The organism is Tessaracoccus rhinocerotis (assembly GCF_007197885.1).
GTDB classification, from domain to species: Bacteria; Actinomycetota; Actinomycetes; order Propionibacteriales; family Propionibacteriaceae; genus Arachnia; species Arachnia rhinocerotis.
On sequence record NZ_VKKG01000002.1, the window covers coordinates 148,497 to 167,653 of the forward strand.

Sequence of the window (19,157 nt, forward strand, 5' to 3'; positions counted from 1 at the left end):
ACATGTTCTGCGACTTTCTGCTGACTGCGGGCGATGACGACGCGGTGGTCGTGATCGACGGCGGGCAGGAGTACACCTACGGGCAGCTGAGGCGCTCCGTCGACCGGCTGGCCGCCGAGCTCGGTGCCCTCGGACTCGCCCCGGGCGCCCGCATCGGCCTGCTCGGGGTGAACTCGTTCTTCTGGGTGGCCGCCTACCTCGCGGCGTTCCGCGTCGGCGTGGTGGTGCCGCTGTCGGACAAGCTGGGAGCCGACGAACTGGCCGCCCAGGCCGATTTCGTCGAGCTGGGAGCGGTGCTGGCCGACCGACGGCAGCTGCGCCGCGTCGCGAACGCCTTCGGGGACCGGGCCGTCGTCACCGACGCCGCCCTCGCCGGGGACGACGTCGTGCGAGTGGCCGACGTGCCACCTCGGGCGGTGTCCCCGGACGACGACGCCGCCCTGATGTTCACCTCCGGCACCACCTCGCGCCCGAAGGTGGTGCGCCTCACCCACCGCAACCTCATGGCCAACGCCCGCTCCATCATCAGCTACCTCGAACTGGACGCCACGGAGCGGATGCTGGTGATCCTGCCCTTCCACTACGTCTTCGGCGCCTCCCTGTTGCACAGCCACCTGGCGGTCGGCGCCAGCCTCGTGCTGTGCAACACCTTCGCGTTCCCCGAGACCGCCATCGAGCTCATCGACAGGCACTCCTGCACCGGGCTCGCGGGGGTGCCGTCGTCGTACCAGCTGCTGCTGAAGGCCAGCTCATACTCCAGCCGGAGACTTCCGTCGCTGCGGAAGGTGCAGCAGGCCGGCGGCCGGCTGGCGCCGGAACTGATCCAGCGCCTCGTGGAGGCCCAGCCGGACAGCCGGGTCTTCGTCATGTACGGCCAGACCGAGGCCACCTCCAGGCTGTCCTATCTGCCACCGGAACTGCTGCCCACCAAGCTGGGCTCCATCGGGCGCGGCATCCCGGGCGTGACGCTGACGGTGGAGGGCCCGGACGGGCACCCGGTGGCGCCGGGGGAGCAGGGTGAGATCATCGCGGCCGGGGAGAACATCTCGCCCGGCTACCTCGGCGACGAGGCCGCCACGGCGGAGAAGTTCGTCGGGGGCCGGATGCGCACCGGTGACCTGGCCACCGTCGACGAGGAGGGCTTCATCCACATCGTCGGGCGCAGCGGCGACTTCATCAAGTCGTGGGGCTACCGCATCTCCCCGCAGCAGGTGGACGAGGCGGCTCTCCTGCACGACAAGGTGGCGGCCGCCGTCACGGTGGGGCTGCCCGACCCCGACGCGGGGGAGGCCGTGACCCTGGCCGTCGCGCCGGTGCCGGGCGGCTCGCTCGACGGCGACGAGGTCCTCGCGTTCCTGCGGGGCCACCTGCCCAAGCACATGGTCCCCAGCCGGGTGCACGTCCTGGACGAGATCCCCCTGACCGCCAACGGGAAGATCTCGCGCGGCCACGTCCGCACCCTGTTGGCCGGCGAGGCCTCGGTGATACCATAGGTGGCACGCCGATCTTGGGGGAGATCATGACGAAACAGCCGTTGTTGCGCATCGTTGCCGCACTCGTTGCGCTCGGACTGGTGGGAGCAGCCACCTACACCTTCTTCTGGGACCCGGATCCCAGCTACGACGCCGCGCCCGACACGGCAACCGCCCAGGCTGACCCCGCCGAGCTCGCGCGGGCCGCAGAGCTGCGGATCTTCTTCGGTCACATGTCAGTGGGGAACAACATCATCTCGGGCATGCGCCAGGTCTACGACGCGCACGAAGTCCGCCGGCCGGGCTTCGTGGAGACGGGGATCGGCGACGTGCCGGACCTCCCGCAGGGCGGGGCCTTCGTCCACACCCTGATCGGCGAGAACCGCCACCCGTACCGCAAGCTCGAGAACTTCGCCGCGATGCTGCGGGGCGGCATGGCCGAGCAGGTCGACGTGGCGCTGATCAAGTTCTGCTACATCGACATCCGCTGGGACACCGACGTCGACAAGCTGTTCCGGACCTACCGCGACACCATGGCAGAGCTCGAGGCCGAGTTCCCCGACGTGCGGTTCATCCACGTCACCGCGCCGCTGACCACCGGTCCCCACGGCATCAAGGACCACGTCAAGCACTTCGTCGGACGCAACGACAACGCAGCCCGCGAACGCTACAACGAGCTGATGCGCGCGGAGTACGGCGCCGATCGGCTGCTCGACGTCGCAGCCCTCGAGTCCCGCGCACCCGACGGCACCGTGGCGCCCGAGCTGTATGCCGGCTACAGCAACGACGGGGCGCACCTCAACGGCACCGGCTCGGCCCTCGCCGCGCTCGAGCTCGTGCGCATGCTGAACCTGGCCCGGGACTGACGTGCGGCTCCACGGCGTCGGGGTGGACATCGTCGACGTCGCCCGCGTCACCCGGCTGCTCGCGCGCGGTGGCTCGTTCGCGCGCCGCTGGTTCTCCGACGACGAGGCCGCCCGTTGCCGCGCCTCCGAGGCGCCGGCGCTCGCCTTCGCCCGGGTGCTGGCGGCGAAGGAGGCGGCGTGGAAGTCGCTGCGCATCGGCTGGGACGCCGCCGTGCCGTGGCGGTGCGTGCTCGTGGGGGAGCAGGGGGTCGTGTGGTTCGAGGGTGAGGTGGCCGAGGTCGCCGCGCGCGCCGGGGTGGCCCGGGTCACGGTGACCACGTCGTCGGTGGCCGAAGTGGCGATGGCCCAGGCGATGGCCTTCGGCCCAGAAATGCCACTGGTCGAGTAGCCCGCCCAGCGAGCTACTCGACCAGCGATGGGGTCAGCGGAAGCGGACGATGTTGTTCAGGACCCAGTCCTTCGTCTGCCTGTGGGTCCAACCGCCGTCAGCGGCCTGCGAGGATGCCACCACGTCCGAGCGGACCCAGGTGCGGCAGCCGCCGCGGCCGGTCCGGGCGGTGTCGCACTCGGTGCGCCACTGCCGACCGTCGGCGGCGGTCCACTCGCCGTCGTTGGCCAGCGGGTTCGAGCCCCACGCGGCGCGCGTCATGTACGGCAGGTAGGTGAGGTTGTTGAACACCCAGCCGTTGCTGGAGGTGAACCGACCCGCCGCGTAGCTGGTGCTGGTGGCCCAGATGTCGGTGGTGCAGCGGATGGTCTGCGAGTACGGCTCGCACTCGGTGTACCACCAGCGACCGTTCACGTTGTGGAAGCCGGGGGTGGAGTAGACGTCGGTGACCGCGGGGGTGGTGGGCCCGGCGGTCGGCTCCTTCGTGGGCTCCTGCGTCGGTTCCTGGCTGGGCTCGGGGCTGGGCTCCGGCTCGGTGGGCACCGTTTCGCCGAAGAGCTCCCCGGGGGCGGGGACCATCCCGGAGACCAGGTGGCCACCGGTCAGCGTCTCGGCCTCGAGGTACCACGCCTGCAGCACTTCGGCATCGACCGTCGTGGACAGGCGCTCGTCCGCAGGTCCCTCGTCGGTCCCGAGGACCTCGTCGGTGGGTGAGAGGACCAGCATCGCGTCGGTCTGGATGGAGGTGCTGCGGGTGTTGAGCTCGATCGGGACGACGAGGTCGTCCTCGGTGCCGTCGTAGCGCTGCTCGAGGTCGTACTCCGTGGCGTTGAAGTTGTCCAGGAACGGCGAGTAGGTGTCGATGACCAGTTCCGAGCGGTCCAGGTCGAACTGCAGCATCCGCAGGAAGCTGGCGCCGAAGCGCAGCGTCTGCTCCGGGCTGTAGCCGCCGATCTCGGTGAGTCCGAGCTCCTCGACGCCGATCTCGTAGAACTGGTAGTCGGCGAGCATCTCCACGACGTGGTTGCCCTCCTCCGAGACGTTGGTCAGGACGTTGAGGCCGACTCCGTGGTGGTGCCCCGACAGCGTCAGGAACACGTTCGGGTTCTGCGAGACGATGTTGCGGAACTGGTAGAGGCCGCCGGCGTTCGAGTACGGGGCCTTGCGGCCGTCCGGCTCGGAGCTCGTGGTCAGGTAGGCGTGCGAGAGCAGGATGGCGTTGCGCTCGGGGTAGCGCCCGAGCACCTCGTTGGCCCATGCGACGTCGGCCTCGTCGACGCCGTAGGACAGGTAGACGGCGATGAAGTCGGCCCCGGCGGCGCTGAACAGGTCGTAGTGGTTCTGGTTGTCGTCCTCGGTGAAGCTCCCGCCGAACTCGGCGTCGGCCCAGCCCTCGGACAGCGCGCGGTACTTCTCGGGGCCGAAGTACTCGTTGTAGAGATCGTGGTTCGTCCCGGTCCAGTTGTCGTGGTTGCCCGCGAGCACGCCGTGCGGCAGGCCGGAGTCCTCCAGGATCTTCTGGGCGCGCGAGGCGACCTCCCACTCGGCGCGGGCGTTGGCCTCGTCGTTGGTCTCGCGGATCCAGTTCTCGATGATGTCGCCGGTGTGGGCGGCGTAGGCGATCTTGCGCTCCTGCGCGTTGTCGACGATCCACTGGGTCAGGTCCGTGTAGGACTTCTCCCACACTGCCCGTTCCTCCGCGGTCTCCTGCTCCACCGCACCCTCGGACAGGTACTGGGTGTCGGTGAAATGGGCGATGGCGAAGTCGTACTCGGCCGGGTCCGCGAAGGCGTCGTCGACCGGCTTGGCGATGTCGTCGGCGAACGGGTCACTGCCGGCGACCAGCGCGTGGACGACGCTGTCGTCGACGTGCGCGGTGGCGACGGGGGCGGTGAGTACGGTGGCGGCATCGGAGTCGCCGCGGCCGGTTGCCGCCTCCTCCCACTGCGCGGACACGGTGTTCCACAGGTAGAGCGTGGCGGTGCGCTGCGGGTCGACGTAGCCGCGCCAGTGGGCGCGCGCGTCGGTGGCGGGGACGTCGGTGACGTCCACGTCGAAGCGCTGGTAGGTCACCCCAGAGCTGGCCGGGCTGGTGACCAGCGCCTCGTCGTCGGCGAGGAGTCCGTCGACGGGGATCGCGTCGCCCTCGAAGTCGAGGGTGTCCGGGATCCCGGTGCCCTCGGCCTGGCGGCCCGAGATGGCGAGCGCCGCCTCGGCCCGGTAGAACGTGCCCGAGACGGAACCGCCGCCGGTGACGTCCACCGCTGCGGACAGCTCGATCCCCTCCGCGGTCTCCTCTGCGCGGAGGTCGATGATGCCCGCGGGGATCTCGGCGGTGCTGAACTCGATGGTTGTCGTGCCGGTGTTGCCGATGCCGTCGGTCGCGGTGATGGCCAACTCGTGGAAGCCGAGGCGCAGCTCGGGACCGATCAGCGAGCCGCTCGCGACGGGTGCGCCGTCGATTGTGATGGTGAGGTCCTCGACGCCGTTCGGGTCGGTGGCCTCCACCTCGAGCACCGTGGTCTCGGTGAGGTGCTGGCCGGCGGTGATGGAGCTGGTCGCCACCGGGGCGGTGTTGTCCACGTCGAAGGTGCGCACCGAGACCGCGCCGCTCGCGGTGGTGGCGGCCAGCTGGTGGGTGCCGTCTGCCAGGGCGGTGGTGTCCAGGGCGGTCCGCAGGCCGGTGCCGTCGGCGGCGACGTCGAAGTTCATCTCGGCCGTCAGCAACCGGCTGGAGTTGCTGCCGCAGTTGCCGTCGCCGAAGGAGTACTGGTCCTGGACGTCATCCGGGGTCGCGACGGTGCCGTCGACCACGAGTTCCACGCCGGTGACGTTGAAGTCGTCGTAGTTGGTCCCGCAGCTGCTCTCGATGGTGCCGGCGTTGAACACGACGGTGTTCCGGCCGGGGACGAGGTATGCGCCGGGCACCGGCAGTTCGTGGGTCTCGCTCACGATGGTGTCGTCGAGCACGATCGTGAAGCCGTTGACGACCACGTGGTTGCCGTAGCGGGCGTCGGCGGAGTTGGAGCCCACGGCGAACCGGAAGACGCCGTCGGAGGCGCCGAGGGTGGGGGCGGTGTCCAGTCCTCCGCCGTCGAGAGTGATCCCGGTGACGTTCGGCGTGCCGAGCGGGGCGGCCGTGACGTGGACGTTCCCGTGCAGGACGCTGCCGTCGACGATGCTGATGTCCGCGCCGTCGGCGGGGTCGTTGTTCACGTTGATCGTCTGTGTGGCGGTGCCGCCCGCGGCGGTGGTGGCGGTGACCGTGTGCGGGCCGTTCTCGAGGCCGGTGGTGTCCACCTCGGCCACCAGGCCGCTGGTGTCGGCCGGGTCGTCGCCGACGGTGAAGGTGATGTCGAACTCCTTGAGGAGCGTGGCGTTGGTGCCGCAGGAGCCGTCGCCCATCGAGTAGACGAGCTTCGGGTCCCCGTCCATGGTGACGGGCCCGCCCGTGACGACGGCGACGTCGGCCACAACGTAGTCGTCGTGGTTGGCTCCGCAGCTGGTCTCGAAGGTGCCGACGCGCCAACCGAGGGTGTTCTCACCCGCGACGAGCCACTCGGCCGGGAACTCCACGACTCCGCGCTCGGAGACCCAGTCGCGTTCGGTCAGGTCCACGCGGTTGCCGTTGACCAGGACGTAGGAGCCGTACCTGGCCTCGATGGAGTTGGAACCGACGTCGAACTGCAGCTCTGCCGACCCGAGGTCGGTGCTGGTCTCGAGTGCCTGCCCGTCGAGGGCGAGCTCGGTGACGTCGTCACCGCGCTGTCCGGGCAGCGCGGTGACGGTCTGGGTGCCGGAGACCCAGGCGCCGTCGGTGGGTGTGATGGAGGGGGAGGCCGGCTCCGCCCCGGCGGGGGAGGCGGTGATGAGCGAGCCGGTCAGGGCGAGGGTCGCGAGCAGCGCGCCCGTTCGTCTGCGGGTGGGTGACACCTTCGAACTCCTTGGGGGAGGGGTATGAACAGACCCATCCGACCCGATCCGAAGGAAGCCGGGCAAGGTTTGCCGGAGGTGTTAACCGACTGTTAAGCGCCTAGTCACGAGCCAGTTGCCCTTCCGTTGCCGGGGGTTGGGGCAGGCCTACGAAATCCCTGATCGCGGCCAGCTCCCGCCGGCCCTGGACCAGGCCTCGCTGGTACATGGTGCGCAGCCTTGCGAGGTTGCGCTCGCTGTTGCCGATGGGCATCTCGTCCGGGAACACCAGGTGTGCGCGGCCGTGCCGTTCCAACTCGTGGAGCTCGTCGAGGGTGCGGTTGTAGTTCCTCGGCCTGTCGATCAACCCGCGCGCCACGGCCGGGAACCGCCGCAGGAGGGTCCTCATGGTGCGCTCGGAGCGGACTGCGGTCTTGCGGTAGCCACGTGGCCGGGTGAGCACCACCACGAACCTGTCGTAGCCGGCCGCGCGGGCGGCGTCGACGGCGAACCCGCCGGTGGGGCCGAGGGCGCCGTCGCAGTACGGTACGCCGTCGATGTCGGTCCACGGCATGAGCAGCGGCATGGTCGACGACGCCCGGACCCGCTTCATCAGCGCCTGCCGGGTGGCCAGCTCTTCGCGGCCCCAGTAGACCATCTCGCCGTCGGTGCAGCGGATGGCGCCGATCGCGCAGCCGGCGGGGTTGGCCGAGTAGGCGTCGAAGTCGAACGGGAGCACCTGATCGGGCCCGGAGGTCTGCTCGTAGATCCACTCCGCGTGGAACATGCCCTTGCCCCGGACCCAGCTGCCGAGCCCGCCGAAGTTGGCCTCCCCGGCGAAGTCGGTGAACGAGCGCTCGGCGCGCCGCTGGTCGCGGGACAGGTAGTTGGCTGTGCAGCTGGAGCCGGCGGAGATGCCGCCCACCCAGTCGAAGTGGACCTCGCCCTCCAGGAGCGCGTTGAGCACGCCGGAGGAGTAGCTGGCGCGCATGCCACCGCCCTCGAAGACGAGGGCGACACCTTCGACGTTGCTATGCAGCAGCGCGCCCACCCCCGAGGACGTCGGCCACGGCCTGCTTCGCGGCGGCGGCGGTGGGTGCGGCGCAGGCGGCGTCGGCGGCCCGACGGCACTGCTCGAGGCTGGCCGCGGCGAGCGTCGCCCCCACGGAGTGCAGCGCACGCGGACCCATCGAGAGGCTCGTGATCCCGAGGCCGACGAGGACGCTCGCGAGCAGCGGGTCGGAGGCGGCCTCGCCGCAGATCCCCGCGGACTTCCCGGCCTCGGTGGCGGCCCGGCCCACCTCCCGCAGGAGGCGGAGCACACCTGGTTGCCACGGGTCCTGGAGTTCCCCGAGCGAGGTGGCCTGCCTGTCCGCGGCCATCGTGTACTGGGTCAGGTCGTTGGTGCCGACGCTGACGAAGTCGACGTGCTCGAGGAGGTCGGCGGTCTGCAGGGCGGCCGACGGCGTCTCCACCATCACGCCCACCTTGCGCACCCCGGCCTCCCGGGCCAGCCGGGCGAAGGCCGCGGCCTCGTCGACGGTGGAGATCATGGGTGCCATCACCCACACGTCGGCCTCCGAGTCCTCCGACGCGCGCACGATGGCAGCCAGCTGGCGGGCGAGCACCTCGGGGTTGTCCACGGCGGTGCGGTAGCCGCGAATCCCCAGCGCTGGGTTCGGTTCGCCCGGGATGGTGAGGAACGGCATCGGCTTGTCGCTGCCTGCGTCCAGCGTGCGGATGACGACCCGCCGGCCCGGGAACGCGTTGAGGACGGCGCGGTACTGCGCCACCTGCTCCTCCACGCCCGGCTCGTCGGCACGGTCGAGGAAGGCGAACTCGGTGCGGAACAGGCCGATGCCCTCGGCGGCGGCGAGCGCGGCGCCGCGGGCGTCCTTGCCGGAGCCCACGTTTGCCAGCAGCGGCACCTCGAACCCGTCGGAGGTCCTGCCAGGCTCGGCAAGCGGCACCAGCTCGGCCGGTTTCGTGCGTGCGCCGTCGAGCTCGTCGTCGGCGGGGGAGATGATCACCTGGCCGCTGCCGCCGTCGATTAGCACGCGGGTGTCGTCGGCGATGTCCAGCGCGTCGACGACCCCGGCCACTGCCGGGATTCCCATGCTGCGGGCCAGGATCGCGGTGTGCGAGGTGGGTCCGCCCTCGACGGTGACGATGCCCAGGCAGGTGGCCGGGTCGAGCGCCGAGGTGTCGGACGGGGCCAGGTCCCGCGCCACCAGGATGAACGGGTGGCCGGGATCGGGGATCCCGGGCATGGGAACGCCGAGCAGGTGCGAGACCACGCGGTCCCGGATGTCGGTGATGTCGGTGGCGCGCTCGGCCAGCAGCCCGCCGGCGGCCCGCATGGTGGCGGCCACCTCGTCGGCGGCCTGCCAGAAGGCGTTTGGGGCGCCGAGGCGCTCCTCCTCGACGCGCCGACGGGCGGCTGCGAGCAGGGTCGCGTCCTCGGCGAGCCCGGCGGTTGCCGAGAGGATCTCTGCGGCCTCGTCCTGCGCGGTCGACGAGCGGCGCCGGTACTCCGCCACCACGGCGGCCACGGCCTGCTCCAGGCGTTCGCACTCCTGGGCCACGCCGTCGCGGGGGACCTGCCGACTCGGCGGCTCCTCGGCGAGGGCGGGCAGCATCCGGCGGCTGGGGCCCACCACCCTTCCGGGGCTCACTCCCAGCGGGGAGCGCGATGCGGCGGCATTGGAGGGGGACGCGGCGGGTTCCTGCTGCTGGACCGGTTCCTCGGGGCCCGCCTCGCCGAAGCCGTCGCGGACCATCTCGAGCAGGGCGGCCACGGCCTCGGAGGCCTCGGGGCCCCTTGCCTCAACGCGGAGTGTCTCGCCGTACTTCGCAGCCAGCGTCGCCAGCGCGAGCGGGCTGCGGGCAGCCACCGTGCCGCGCTCGTGCAGCACGCGGACCTCCGCGTCGAAGCTCGCGGCGGTGGACGCGAACAGCGAGGCGGGTCGGGCGTGCAGCCCCATCTTGTTGGGCAGGGAGGCCTCGTCGGCGGCCTCCGCACCCCAGTCGTCTGCGGGCGCCTGCGGGGCGGGTTCGGGTTCCTCGTCGCCACCGGGCAGTGCCTGGATCTTCGGGCTCAGGGCGGCGGTGGCCTCCCGGGCCACCTCGTCGAGGGTGGCACCACCTGCCGCGAGGACGGCCGCGGCCAGCAGCCCCTCGACGAACGGTGCCGCCAAGATCCGCACGTCGGCGGCCTCGTCGTCGAGGAACTCACATGCCATCTCGGCGCTCATGACAGCGGAGCCCAGGTCCACCAGGACCACGACGCCGGCGCCGGCGGAGACCTCCTGGATGGCGGCCATCACCTCCATGGCGTCGGTGCCCAACCCGCCGTCGGGCATGCCGGCGGCTATCCGGATGGGTGGCTGCTCGCCATGGACCATCTGGAGGGCGAGCTCGACGGCGGCTTCAGCCAACCGACGCGAGTGGGAGACGACGACGAGACCCACCGACGCCATCTCAGGCCTTGTCCACCGACGCGGCGAGCGCCTCGAAGAGGTAGGCGGTGGAAGTGGCCCCAGGGTCCTGGTGTCCCACGGAACGCTCGCCCAGGTAGCTTGCGCGACCCTTCCGGGCGAGCATCTCGATGGTGGCCTCCCGGCCCTGTCGGGCTGCCTCGGCGGCGGCGGCGGTGCCGGCGGCGAGCGACTCGCCCTCGCCGAAGGCCTTCTCCATGGCCTCGACCGCCGGGACCATGGCGTCAACCATGGTCTTGTCGCCCAGTTCGGCCTTTCCGCGGGCCAGCACGCCGTCGAGTCCCGCGCGCAGGGCGGCGGCCAGTTGCTCCGGCGTGAGCTGGTCAGCGGCCCCGGTGGAGGTGCCGAACTTCATGAAGAACGTCCCGTAGAGAGGGCCGCTCGCGCCGCCGACGCTGCTGACCAGCGTCATCCCGGCCTTCTTGAACAGGGTGCCGACCCCGTCGGCGCCGTCGGCGTCGACGAGGTTCAGCACGGAGGTCATGCCGCGGGCCATGTTGGCGCCGTGGTCGGCGTCACCGATCGCCGAGTCGAGCTCGGTCAGGTAGGACTTGTTCTGGTTCACCAGGGTGCCGAACTCGTGCAACCAGGCGACCAACTGCTTGAAGGAGACGTTGTCTGTCATGCTCACAGTCCCCAACGTAGCCCTGCCGTCTTCACCGGCGCATCCCAGAGGCCGAGAATCTCCTCGTCGGCCTTGAGCAGCGTGACCGAACAACCTGCCATGTCGAGGCTCGTGATGTAGTTGCCGACGAGGTTGCGGGCGATGGTGACACCGGCCTCGTCCAGCAGGGCCTTGACCTCGCCGTACATCAGGTAGAGCTCGATCAGCGGGGTGGCGCCCATCCCGTTGACCATCACGATGACATCGCTGCCGGCGTAGTCCAGGTCGTGCAGGATCGGGTCCACGAGCTGCTTGGCGATGTCGCGGGCGGAGCCGATCTTCTCGCGGTGGCGGCCGGGCTCGCCGTGGATCCCGATGCCGATCTCCATCTCGTCCTCCGGCAGGTCGAAGGTGGGCTTCCCGGCGGCGGGCACGGTGCAGCTGGTGAGTGCCATCCCCATGGAGCGGCCGCCCTCGTTCACCTTGTTCGCCACGGCCACGACGGCGTCCAGGTCGCGTCCCTCCTCGGCGGCGGCGCCGACGATCTTCTCGAGCAGCACGGTCAGCCCGACGCCGCGTCGTCCGGCAGTGTAGAGCGAGTCCTGGACTGCCACGTCGTCGGCGACGACGACGGTGGCCACCTTCACGCCCTCGTCGGCTGCGATCTCGGCCGCCATCTCGAAGTTCATGACGTCGCCGGTGTAGTTCTTCACGATGTGCAGGACACCCGCACCGGCGTCGACGGCGGTGGTTGCGGCCTGCATCTGGTCGGGGGTCGGCGAGGTGAACATCTGTCCCGCGCACGCGGCGTCGAGCATGCCGAGCCCGACGAACCCACCGTGCAGCGGCTCGTGGCCGGAGCCACCGCCGGAGACCAGGGCCACCTTCCCCTTCTCCTTGGGCGTGGCCCGGAGGATCACGCGGTTCTGGTGGTCCACGCGGACGTTCTCGTCGGACGCCTCGATGCCCTTGAGTGCATCGGTGATGACGTCGTCGACCTCGTTGATGAGCTTCTTCACGGTGTTTCCTCCTGCTTCGCTGCTGGGGTTCTCCGCAAGGCGGATGGGCGCCGGGCGCCCTGACCTCTGAGCTTCGCCCGCCGGGGGTGCGGAATCAATGCCCCTGACCTTTGGTGCACGGCCAGCTCTGGGAGCGCGCAAGAACGTGCACGATGAATGGAATCGCCGGATGGCGGGGTGACTCGGTATTGTGGGGTGGTAAGGCCCCAGCACGCTCTGCGGGGCTTGATCCATTCTTGGAGGTGGCTGAGATGCCCAGCGTTGTCGTGGTCGGTGCCCAGTGGGGGGACGAGGGCAAGGGGAAGGCGACGGATCAGTTGGGTGATCGCGTCGACCTGTGTGTGCGCTATTCCGGTGGCAACAACGCCGGTCACACCCTGGTGGTCGGCGGCGAGAAGTTCGTGCTGCACCTGCTGCCCTCCGGCATCCTCAACCCGAACACCACCACCGTCATCGGCAACGGCGTCGTCGTGGACCTCGACGTGCTGGCCGAGGAGATGGCCGTCCTGACCTCCCGCGGCGTGAACGTGCCCCACCCCTACGTGAGCTCCAACGCACACGTCATCACCGAGTACCACAAGGTCCTCGACAAGGTCACGGAGCGCTTCCTCGGCAAGAAGAAGATCGGTACCACCGGACGCGGCGTCGGCCCCGCGTACTCGGACAAGGTGAACCGGATGGGCATCCGGATCCAGGACATCTTCGACGAGCCGATCCTGCGCCAGAAGGTCGAGGCCTCGCTGGACCAGAAGAACCAGCTCCTGGTGAAGGTGTACAACCGGCGCGAGATCGAGGCCGACGAGATCGTGGAGAGCCTGCTCAAGCACGCGGACAAGATCCGCCCCTACGTCATCGACAGCGCGCGCTTCATCAACGACGCCCTCGACGAGGGCAAGGTGGTCCTGTTCGAGGGCGCGCAGGCGCACTTCCTCGACGTGGACCACGGCACCTACCCCTACGTGACCTCCTCCAACCCGATCGCGGCCGGTGCCTGCACCGGCGCCGGCGTCGGCCCCACCCGGCTCGACCGCACCATCGGCATCGCCAAGGCCTACACCACCCGCGTCGGCGAGGGCCCGTTCCCCACGGAGCTCTTCGACGAGGACGGCGAGAAGCTGCGGCAGATCGGCGGCGAGTTCGGGGCCACCACCGGCCGGCCCCGCCGCTGTGGCTGGTTCGACGCGGTCCTGGTGGAGCAGGCCTCGAAGATCAACGCCTTCACCGACATCTTCCTCACCAAGCTCGACATTCTCTCCGGCTGGGAGAAGATCCCCGTCTGCGTCGCCTACGAGGTCGACGGGGTCCGCCACGACCACATGCCGATGACCCAGACCGACTTCCACCACGCGCAGCCCGTCTACGAGTACCTCGACGGTTGGAGCGAGGACATCTCCGGCTGCCGCACCTTCGAGGAGCTGCCGGCAACCTGCCAGGCCTACGTCAAGCGACTCGAGGAGCTCATCGGCTGCCGGATCTCCGGCATCGGCGTCGGCCCGGGTCGCGAGCAGTCGATCGCGATCCACGACCTGATCTGAGCGCCGTGCCGAAGCGCGGAATCTGGGCAGCGGTGGTCACCTACATCGTCTTGTTCATGACGGTGACCCTCGCCATCGCCCTGTTCCAGGAGGAACTGGGCTGGGGCTGGTGGTGGGTGGTGCCGATCGGCTTCGTCTTCGTCGCCGCCATCATCGGTTTCCGGCTCCTGGTCCAGCACTCCCACGAGGCCGCCGAGCGCGCGGACCGCGAGGCCGACGCGCAGCGCTAGGCCTCGGCCGAAAATCCCGATCGCCGGTCCCGCCATCTCCGAAACCAACCGGGTGAGTTTCGAAGAACCTATTGCGACCAGCACATGTTCCCGGTAACATCCATCGCATCGCCGGACACCGCACAGTCCCGGCCCAAGAACCAGTCATTTGTTCAACGACGAAAGTGGCTCAGCGCATGCGTGTCTCGAACCCTGCCCCTTCCCCGGTCGATCGACTGGCCGGGACCTCCGTGGTGACGGTCCTCAGCACCGCCCTGCTCCTCGGCGCGATGGCCGTGCCGTCATGGGCCGCGGGCGAGGACCCGGCCGCCGACGTGGCCGCCGTCTCGGTCCACAACGCCGACGACGTGCGCGGCAACGTGCACCTGCCCGGGGCCGGCGCCACCGGCTCCATCCTCGAGTGGACCAGCTCCGACCCGGCCGTCGTGACCGCCACCGGTGAGGTCAGCCGCCCCCCGGCGGGCAGCGAGCCCGTCGACGTCGTGCTCACCGTCGAGGCCAGCGCCGAGGGCGCGCCCGGCGCGCAGGCCACCATCGCGCTCGAGGTGCAGCCCCTGCCGGCGGACCAGGCGCTCGTGGGCTACGTGTTCCCCTACTTCAAGGGCGAGACCACCGCCGACGGCGAGAAGATCTACATGGCCGCCAGCACCGGCAACTCGCCGAAGTCGTGGACGGTCCTGAACGACGACCAGCCCGTGCTCGAGTCCACGCTGGGGGAGCAGGGCCTCAGGGACCCGTTCATCATGCGCAGCCCCGACGGCGACAGGTTCTACCTACTGGCCACCGACCTCAACATGTACGCCAACTATGACGGGTTCGACTTCGGCTCCGCGCAGGAGCGCGGCAGCCACTCCCTGATGGTCTGGGAGTCGACTGACCTCGTGAACTGGTCCGACCAGCGCATGGTGGAGGTCTCCTCCGAGTTCGCGGGCAACACCTGGGCCCCGGAGGCCTTCTACGACGACACCCGCGGCGAGTACATCGTCTACTGGGCCTCGGCGCTCTACGACACCGCCGAGGTGGCGGGCCGCAACATCGCCGACAGCTACCAGCGCATGATGTACGCCACAACGCGCGACTTCGTGAACTTCAGCGAGCCCCGGGTCTGGGTCGACGAGGACAAGGGCTCCGGCCTCGGCATGATCGACGCCACCATCGCCGAGGAGGACGGCACCTACCACCGCATCATCAAGGACGAGGGCTACATGGCGATGCGCCAGGACACCTCGAGCGACCTGCGTTCCACCTCCTGGACCACGGTCAAGGAGAAGGTGGGCGTCGGTCAACCGAACCCGTGGGGCGGCACCTACACCCATGGTGAGGGACCGTCGGTCTTCCCGGCCAACGACCAGCCCGGACACTGGTACCTGCTGCAGGACCAGCCCTCCTACCACGGCGGCCAGGGCTACATGCTCTTCGAGACCGACGACCTGGCCAGCGCCGAATGGACCGCCGCGCTCGACGCCGACCTCCCGCCCGCCCGCCACGGCGGCATCATCGGCGTGACCGAGAGCGAACTGCAGGCCCTCTACGCGGCCTACCAGCCCGACGCCATGCTCACCTCCGCAGCCCCCGTCGAGCTGAGCGTCCAGGTGGGCGACACGCTCACCCTGCCCGAGGCCATCCCCGCCACCGGCCTCGACGGCCAGACCCGCGACGTCACCGTCGAGTGGGACGCCGTCGACCCGGCCTCGCTCCAGACCGTGGGCAGCTTCACCGTCGAGGGCGCCTTCGCCGCCGCCGGCGACGTAACCGCGCGTGCGGTCGTCACCGTCACCGAGGACGCAGTGCCGGTCTCGTCCCTGGCGCTGGAGCCGGAGACGCTGGAGGTGGTCGTCGGCTCATCGGCCCACATCGAGGCGCGCGTCGAACCGCTGAACGCCACCGGGCGCGCCATCGCCTGGAGCAGCTCCGACGAGGCGGTGGCCGCGGTGGCCGCGGACGGCACCGTCTCCGGCAGGGCAGCCGGCACCGCCACAGTCACGGGCACCACCGCCGACGGGCTGGGCACGGACACCGTCGAGGTCACCGTCGTCGCCGACGGCGGCCCCACCATCCCGGCGCACGCCTGGACCGACTCCTTCGACGCCCCCGAGCTGGGGAGCGAGTGGCAGGTCCACAAGCCGCAGCTCGACCGCATCAGCCTCACCGAGAACCCGGGCACCCTGACCATCAACACCCTGCCCGGCGACATGTGGCAGACGGCCAACGACCACGAGAACATCCTCATGGTCGACGCCCCCGAGGGCGACTTCACCGCGTGGGCCAAGCTGGACCAGGCCGTCGCGGCGGACCACAACGGGGCCGGGCTGCTCGCCTGGCAGGACCAGGACAACTACGTGCGCACCGGTGTGGCACACGTCAGCTGGGCTGAGGGTGGCCCCATCGTGATCGAGGACGCGCTCGAGCGCAACGCCTCCTACGCATCCAGCTTCGCCGCCCGCCCGGGCTCGACGACGGAGTGGCTGCGGCTGCAGCGCACCGGCGACCAGGTGGCGATGGCCCACTGGGACGGAACGGACTGGGTCACCACCAGCACCCTCACCGTCGACTTCCCGATCACCGAGGTCGGACTTTGGGCGCTGGCGGCCGGTGCCGCGCCGTCGCACCGCGTCACCTTCGAGTGGTTCGCGCTGGCCGGCGAGGAGCCCGTCGAGGTGACCCCGGCACAGCAGGCGGCCAACGCCCTGGTGGTCCACGACGTCGACGACGTCCGGGGCAACCTCACGCTGCCCGCCACCGCCGGCGCCGACGCGAGCGTCATTTGGGCGAGTTCCGAGCCCGGTGTCATCACCGCCACCGGTGAGGTGACCCGTCCCGCGAGCGGCGGGGAGGCGGCCGTCGTGACGCTGGCCGCCACCGTGACCGTCGGCGACGACGTGGCCACCCGCGAGTTCGAAGCCACGGTGCCGCCGCTGCCCGAGGCCGAGCCACTCGAGGGCTACCTGTTCTCCTACTTCGTGGGAGAGGGCTACGCGGACGGCGAGCAGGTCTACTTCGGCCTCAGCCGGGGCAACGACGCGCTGCACTACCGCAACCTGAACGACAACGAGCCCGTCCTGACCTCCGAGCTGGGTGAGCAGGGCCTCCGGGACCCGTTCATCATCAGGTCCCCCGAGGGAGACAAGTTCTACCAGATCGCCACCGACCTCAAGATCCACGGCAACGGTGACTGGGACGCGGCACAGCGTACCGGTTCCCGCTCGATCATGGTCTGGGAGTCCACCGACCTCGTGAACTGGACCGACCAGCGCCTCGTGGAGGTCTCGCCCCCCGAGGCCGGCAACACCTGGGCCCCCGAGGCCTTCTACGACGAGAGCATCGGCGCCTACGTCGTGTTCTGGGCCTCGAAGCTCTACGCCAGCGACAACCCGGCCCACACCGGGTCCAGCCACAACCGGATGATGTACACCACAACCCGTGACTTCCACACCTTCACCGAGCCGCAGGTCTGGATCGACCCCGGCTACTCGGTGATCGACTCCACGGTCGTCAAGCACGACGACACCTACTACCGCTTCACCAAGGACGAGCGGAACTCTGGTTCCTGCGCGAAGTTCATCGCCGGCGAGAAGTCCACCGAGCTGCGCTCCCTCGACTACGAGTTCATCGACGAGTGCATCGGCTCGGGAAGCATCGCCCGCGGTGAGGGGCCGACGATCTTCAAGGACAACCTGGCCGAGAAGTGGTACATGTTCATCGACGAGTTCGGAGGCCGCGGCTACGTCCCGTTCGAGACCACCGACCTCGACGGCGACCGCACTGCCTGGACGGTCCCGGCGGACTACGAGATGCCCGACCGCCCCCGCCACGGCACCGTGCTGCCTGTCACCCGCGCCGAGTACCTGCGACTGCTCGAGGCCTACCAGCCCGACGCGCTCGTCTCCGCCGCTGACGTGCTCGCCCTGACGGTCCAGGCCGGAACCGTGCCGACGCTGCCTGCCGAGGTCCCCGTGACCCTGGCCGACGGCACCAGCGGAACAGCTGCGGTGCAGTGGTCCGAGCTCGACCCGGCCGACTTCGACGAGATCGGCACGGTCCGTGTCGAGGGCATTTTCGCGGATGCCTTCGACGGGGTCCTCGCCGTCGCCGAGATCACCGTCCAGGACGGGCCGGTCCTGGTCACCTCCCTCGAGGTGACGCCGACGACCGTGGCGCTCAAGCCGGGCGGCTCCCGGCAGCTCTCGGCGCAGGTCGCACCCAGCTCGGCCAGCGACAAGACCCTGGCGTGGGAGTCCTCCGACGAGACCGTCGCGACGGTGGACCAGCAGGGTCTGGTGACGGCGCACGCGCTGGGCGCCGCCACCATCACGGTGGTGGCCAACGGCTCCGCGGACGGTGCCGTCTCCGGCAGCGTGTCCGTGACCGTCACCGAGGACGTCTCGGCCGGCCTGCTGCTGCGCTACGAGTTCGAGGACCTCGACTCCACCGTGGTGACCGACGTCTCCGGCAACGGCAACGACGGCACCCTCGCGGGTGCCCCCTCCGGCACCGAGGGGGTGAACGAGCAGGCGCTCGGGCTCGACGGGGCCGACGACCACGTGGTGCTCCCCGAGGGGCTGCTCGCCGCTGGCGACCTCACCGTCGCCACCTGGGTGAGGTGGGAGGCCGTGGGCTCCCAGAGCCCGTGGGTGTGGAGCCTCGGGGCCGATCGCACCCGCTACCTGTTCCAGGCGGCGAGGCACTGGAGCGGTGGTTCGGCCACCGGCATCACCGTCGACACCTGGAGCGGGGAGGAACGGGCCAACGGTCCCGAACTCACCAACTCCTGGACCCACACGGCGGCGACACTGGCCGACGGTGTGCTGAAGTACTACGTCGACGGTGAACTCGTCGGCGAGGTCGCAACCACCTCCTCCCCGGCCGACCTCGACGACCCGGCGGACCTCCTCTCCGGCTTCATCGGCCGCTCGATGTACGCGGAGGACCCGCTACTGCGGGGAGCGGTCGACGACTTCCGGCTCTACGACCGGGGCCTCACCGCCGAGGAGGTGCAGCTCCTCGCGGGACCGACCACGGAACCCTCACCGGAGCCGAGCCCCGAGCCGTCGGAGGAGCCGAGCCCGGAGCCCACGCAGGCGCCCTCGCCGAAGCCGACCGAGACGGTCCGCCCCCCGGTGGACGTCTACACCACCCCCGGCTTCCACAACTCCTCGGGACGCTGGTGGCACACCACCTGCGAGCCGTACTCGCAGACCCTGCGCTGCCGCACGGAGATCTGGGCCACCCAGATCAACCAGGGGGTGTCCGGCTACGTGCGTGACACCGGCTGGCACTTCAACAACCTCACCTACCTTCCCCGGATGACCCGCGCACAGTGGGGCACCAACCCGCTGGCCAACGCCGGGGAGTTCACCAGCCAGGGCCGCAAGTGGCGCACCGAGTGCGACACCGCCGCCACCGGCAGGGGAGGCTGCCGCTCCTACATCTGGGGCGACTACATCGGCTCCAGCCAGCTGTCCTCGGGTGCGTGGGTGCACGGACCCACCCAGGGCTGGATCTTCAACAACATGGTGCGCTTCAGGCAACCCTGATCCCCCCGAACCCCGGGGACCCGGCAACGGGTCCCCGGGGCCCCACCACAACGCAAGTGTGAACGCTCACATCACCGGCCCAACGACGGGCGAACCGCAA

Annotated in this window: 11 protein-coding genes; 6 read left to right on the forward strand and 5 right to left on the reverse strand. The window is 70.1% G+C overall.

Features of this window, described 5'->3' with window-relative positions:
* Positions 1–2 precede the first annotated feature (2 nt).
* From FOJ82_RS05850 to FOJ82_RS05860, 3 genes are read left to right on the forward strand one after another with little or no spacing between them, the layout of a single operon-like run.
* Positions 3–1,493, forward strand: coding sequence for a class I adenylate-forming enzyme family protein (locus FOJ82_RS05850; protein WP_143937539.1), 1,491 nt, complete (start codon positions 3–5; stop codon positions 1,491–1,493).
* 26 nt (positions 1,494–1,519) lie between these two features.
* Positions 1,520–2,338: a hypothetical protein gene (locus tag FOJ82_RS05855; protein ID WP_143937540.1), complete on the forward strand. Its 819-nt coding sequence runs from the start codon at positions 1,520–1,522 to the stop codon at positions 2,336–2,338.
* Between the two features lies 1 nt (position 2,339).
* Positions 2,340–2,726 (forward strand): holo-ACP synthase, encoded by a 387-nt coding sequence (locus FOJ82_RS05860; RefSeq protein ID WP_143937541.1) that lies wholly within the window; start codon positions 2,340–2,342, stop codon positions 2,724–2,726.
* A gap of 33 nt (positions 2,727–2,759) precedes the next feature.
* Here FOJ82_RS05860 and FOJ82_RS05865 read toward each other — a convergent pair whose 3' ends face one another.
* From FOJ82_RS05865 to dhaK, 5 genes are all read right to left on the reverse strand, one after another.
* On the reverse strand, positions 2,760–6,659 hold the full coding sequence (locus FOJ82_RS05865) for a metallophosphoesterase (RefSeq protein ID WP_143937542.1): 3,900 nt from the start codon (positions 6,657–6,659) through the stop codon (positions 2,760–2,762).
* Positions 6,660–6,759: 100 nt separating this feature from the next.
* On the reverse strand, positions 6,760–7,689 hold the full coding sequence (locus FOJ82_RS05870; protein WP_281279931.1) for a patatin-like phospholipase family protein: 930 nt from the start codon (positions 7,687–7,689) through the stop codon (positions 6,760–6,762).
* Positions 7,670–10,108 (reverse strand): phosphoenolpyruvate--protein phosphotransferase, encoded by a 2,439-nt coding sequence (ptsP, locus tag FOJ82_RS05875; protein ID WP_185975648.1) that lies wholly within the window; start codon positions 10,106–10,108, stop codon positions 7,670–7,672. The genes FOJ82_RS05870 and ptsP overlap by 20 nt, the downstream gene beginning before the upstream one ends.
* Before the next feature lie 10 nt (positions 10,109–10,118).
* Positions 10,119–10,760: a dihydroxyacetone kinase subunit DhaL gene (dhaL, locus tag FOJ82_RS05880; RefSeq protein ID WP_143937975.1), complete on the reverse strand. Its 642-nt coding sequence runs from the start codon at positions 10,758–10,760 to the stop codon at positions 10,119–10,121.
* A gap of 2 nt (positions 10,761–10,762) precedes the next feature.
* The gene (gene dhaK, locus FOJ82_RS05885; RefSeq protein WP_143937544.1) at positions 10,763–11,758 is read right to left on the reverse strand and encodes a dihydroxyacetone kinase subunit DhaK; all 996 of its coding nucleotides are present in this window, start codon (positions 11,756–11,758) and stop codon (positions 10,763–10,765) included.
* Positions 11,759–12,009: 251 nt separating this feature from the next.
* Here dhaK and FOJ82_RS05890 point away from each other — a divergent pair, with 251 nt between their 5' ends.
* From FOJ82_RS05890 to FOJ82_RS05900, 3 genes are all read left to right on the forward strand, one after another.
* Positions 12,010–13,293: an adenylosuccinate synthase gene (locus FOJ82_RS05890; RefSeq protein WP_143937545.1), complete on the forward strand. Its 1,284-nt coding sequence runs from the start codon at positions 12,010–12,012 to the stop codon at positions 13,291–13,293.
* A 5-nt stretch (positions 13,294–13,298) separates the two neighbouring features.
* On the forward strand, positions 13,299–13,523 hold the full coding sequence (locus FOJ82_RS05895; protein WP_143937546.1) for a hypothetical protein: 225 nt from the start codon (positions 13,299–13,301) through the stop codon (positions 13,521–13,523).
* A gap of 176 nt (positions 13,524–13,699) precedes the next feature.
* A complete protein-coding gene (locus FOJ82_RS05900; protein ID WP_143937547.1) occupies positions 13,700–19,057 on the forward strand; it encodes an immunoglobulin-like domain-containing protein in 5,358 nt (1,785 codons plus the stop codon).
* Positions 19,058–19,157 lie beyond the last annotated feature (100 nt).

Excerpts from the sequence above, each read along its gene's own strand:
- FOJ82_RS05850 (WP_143937539.1), top strand. The coding sequence starts at position 3 with ATGTTCTGCGACTTTCTGCTGACTGCGGGCGATGACGACGCGGTGGTC.
- FOJ82_RS05855 (WP_143937540.1), top strand. The coding sequence starts at position 1,520 with ATGACGAAACAGCCGTTGTTGCGCATCGTTGCCGCACTCGTTGCGCTC.
- dhaL (WP_143937975.1), bottom strand. The coding sequence starts at position 10,760 with ATGACAGACAACGTCTCCTTCAAGCAGTTGGTCGCCTGGTTGCACGAG.
- FOJ82_RS05890 (WP_143937545.1), top strand. The coding sequence starts at position 12,010 with ATGCCCAGCGTTGTCGTGGTCGGTGCCCAGTGGGGGGACGAGGGCAAG.
- FOJ82_RS05900 (WP_143937547.1), top strand. The coding sequence starts at position 13,700 with ATGCGTGTCTCGAACCCTGCCCCTTCCCCGGTCGATCGACTGGCCGGG.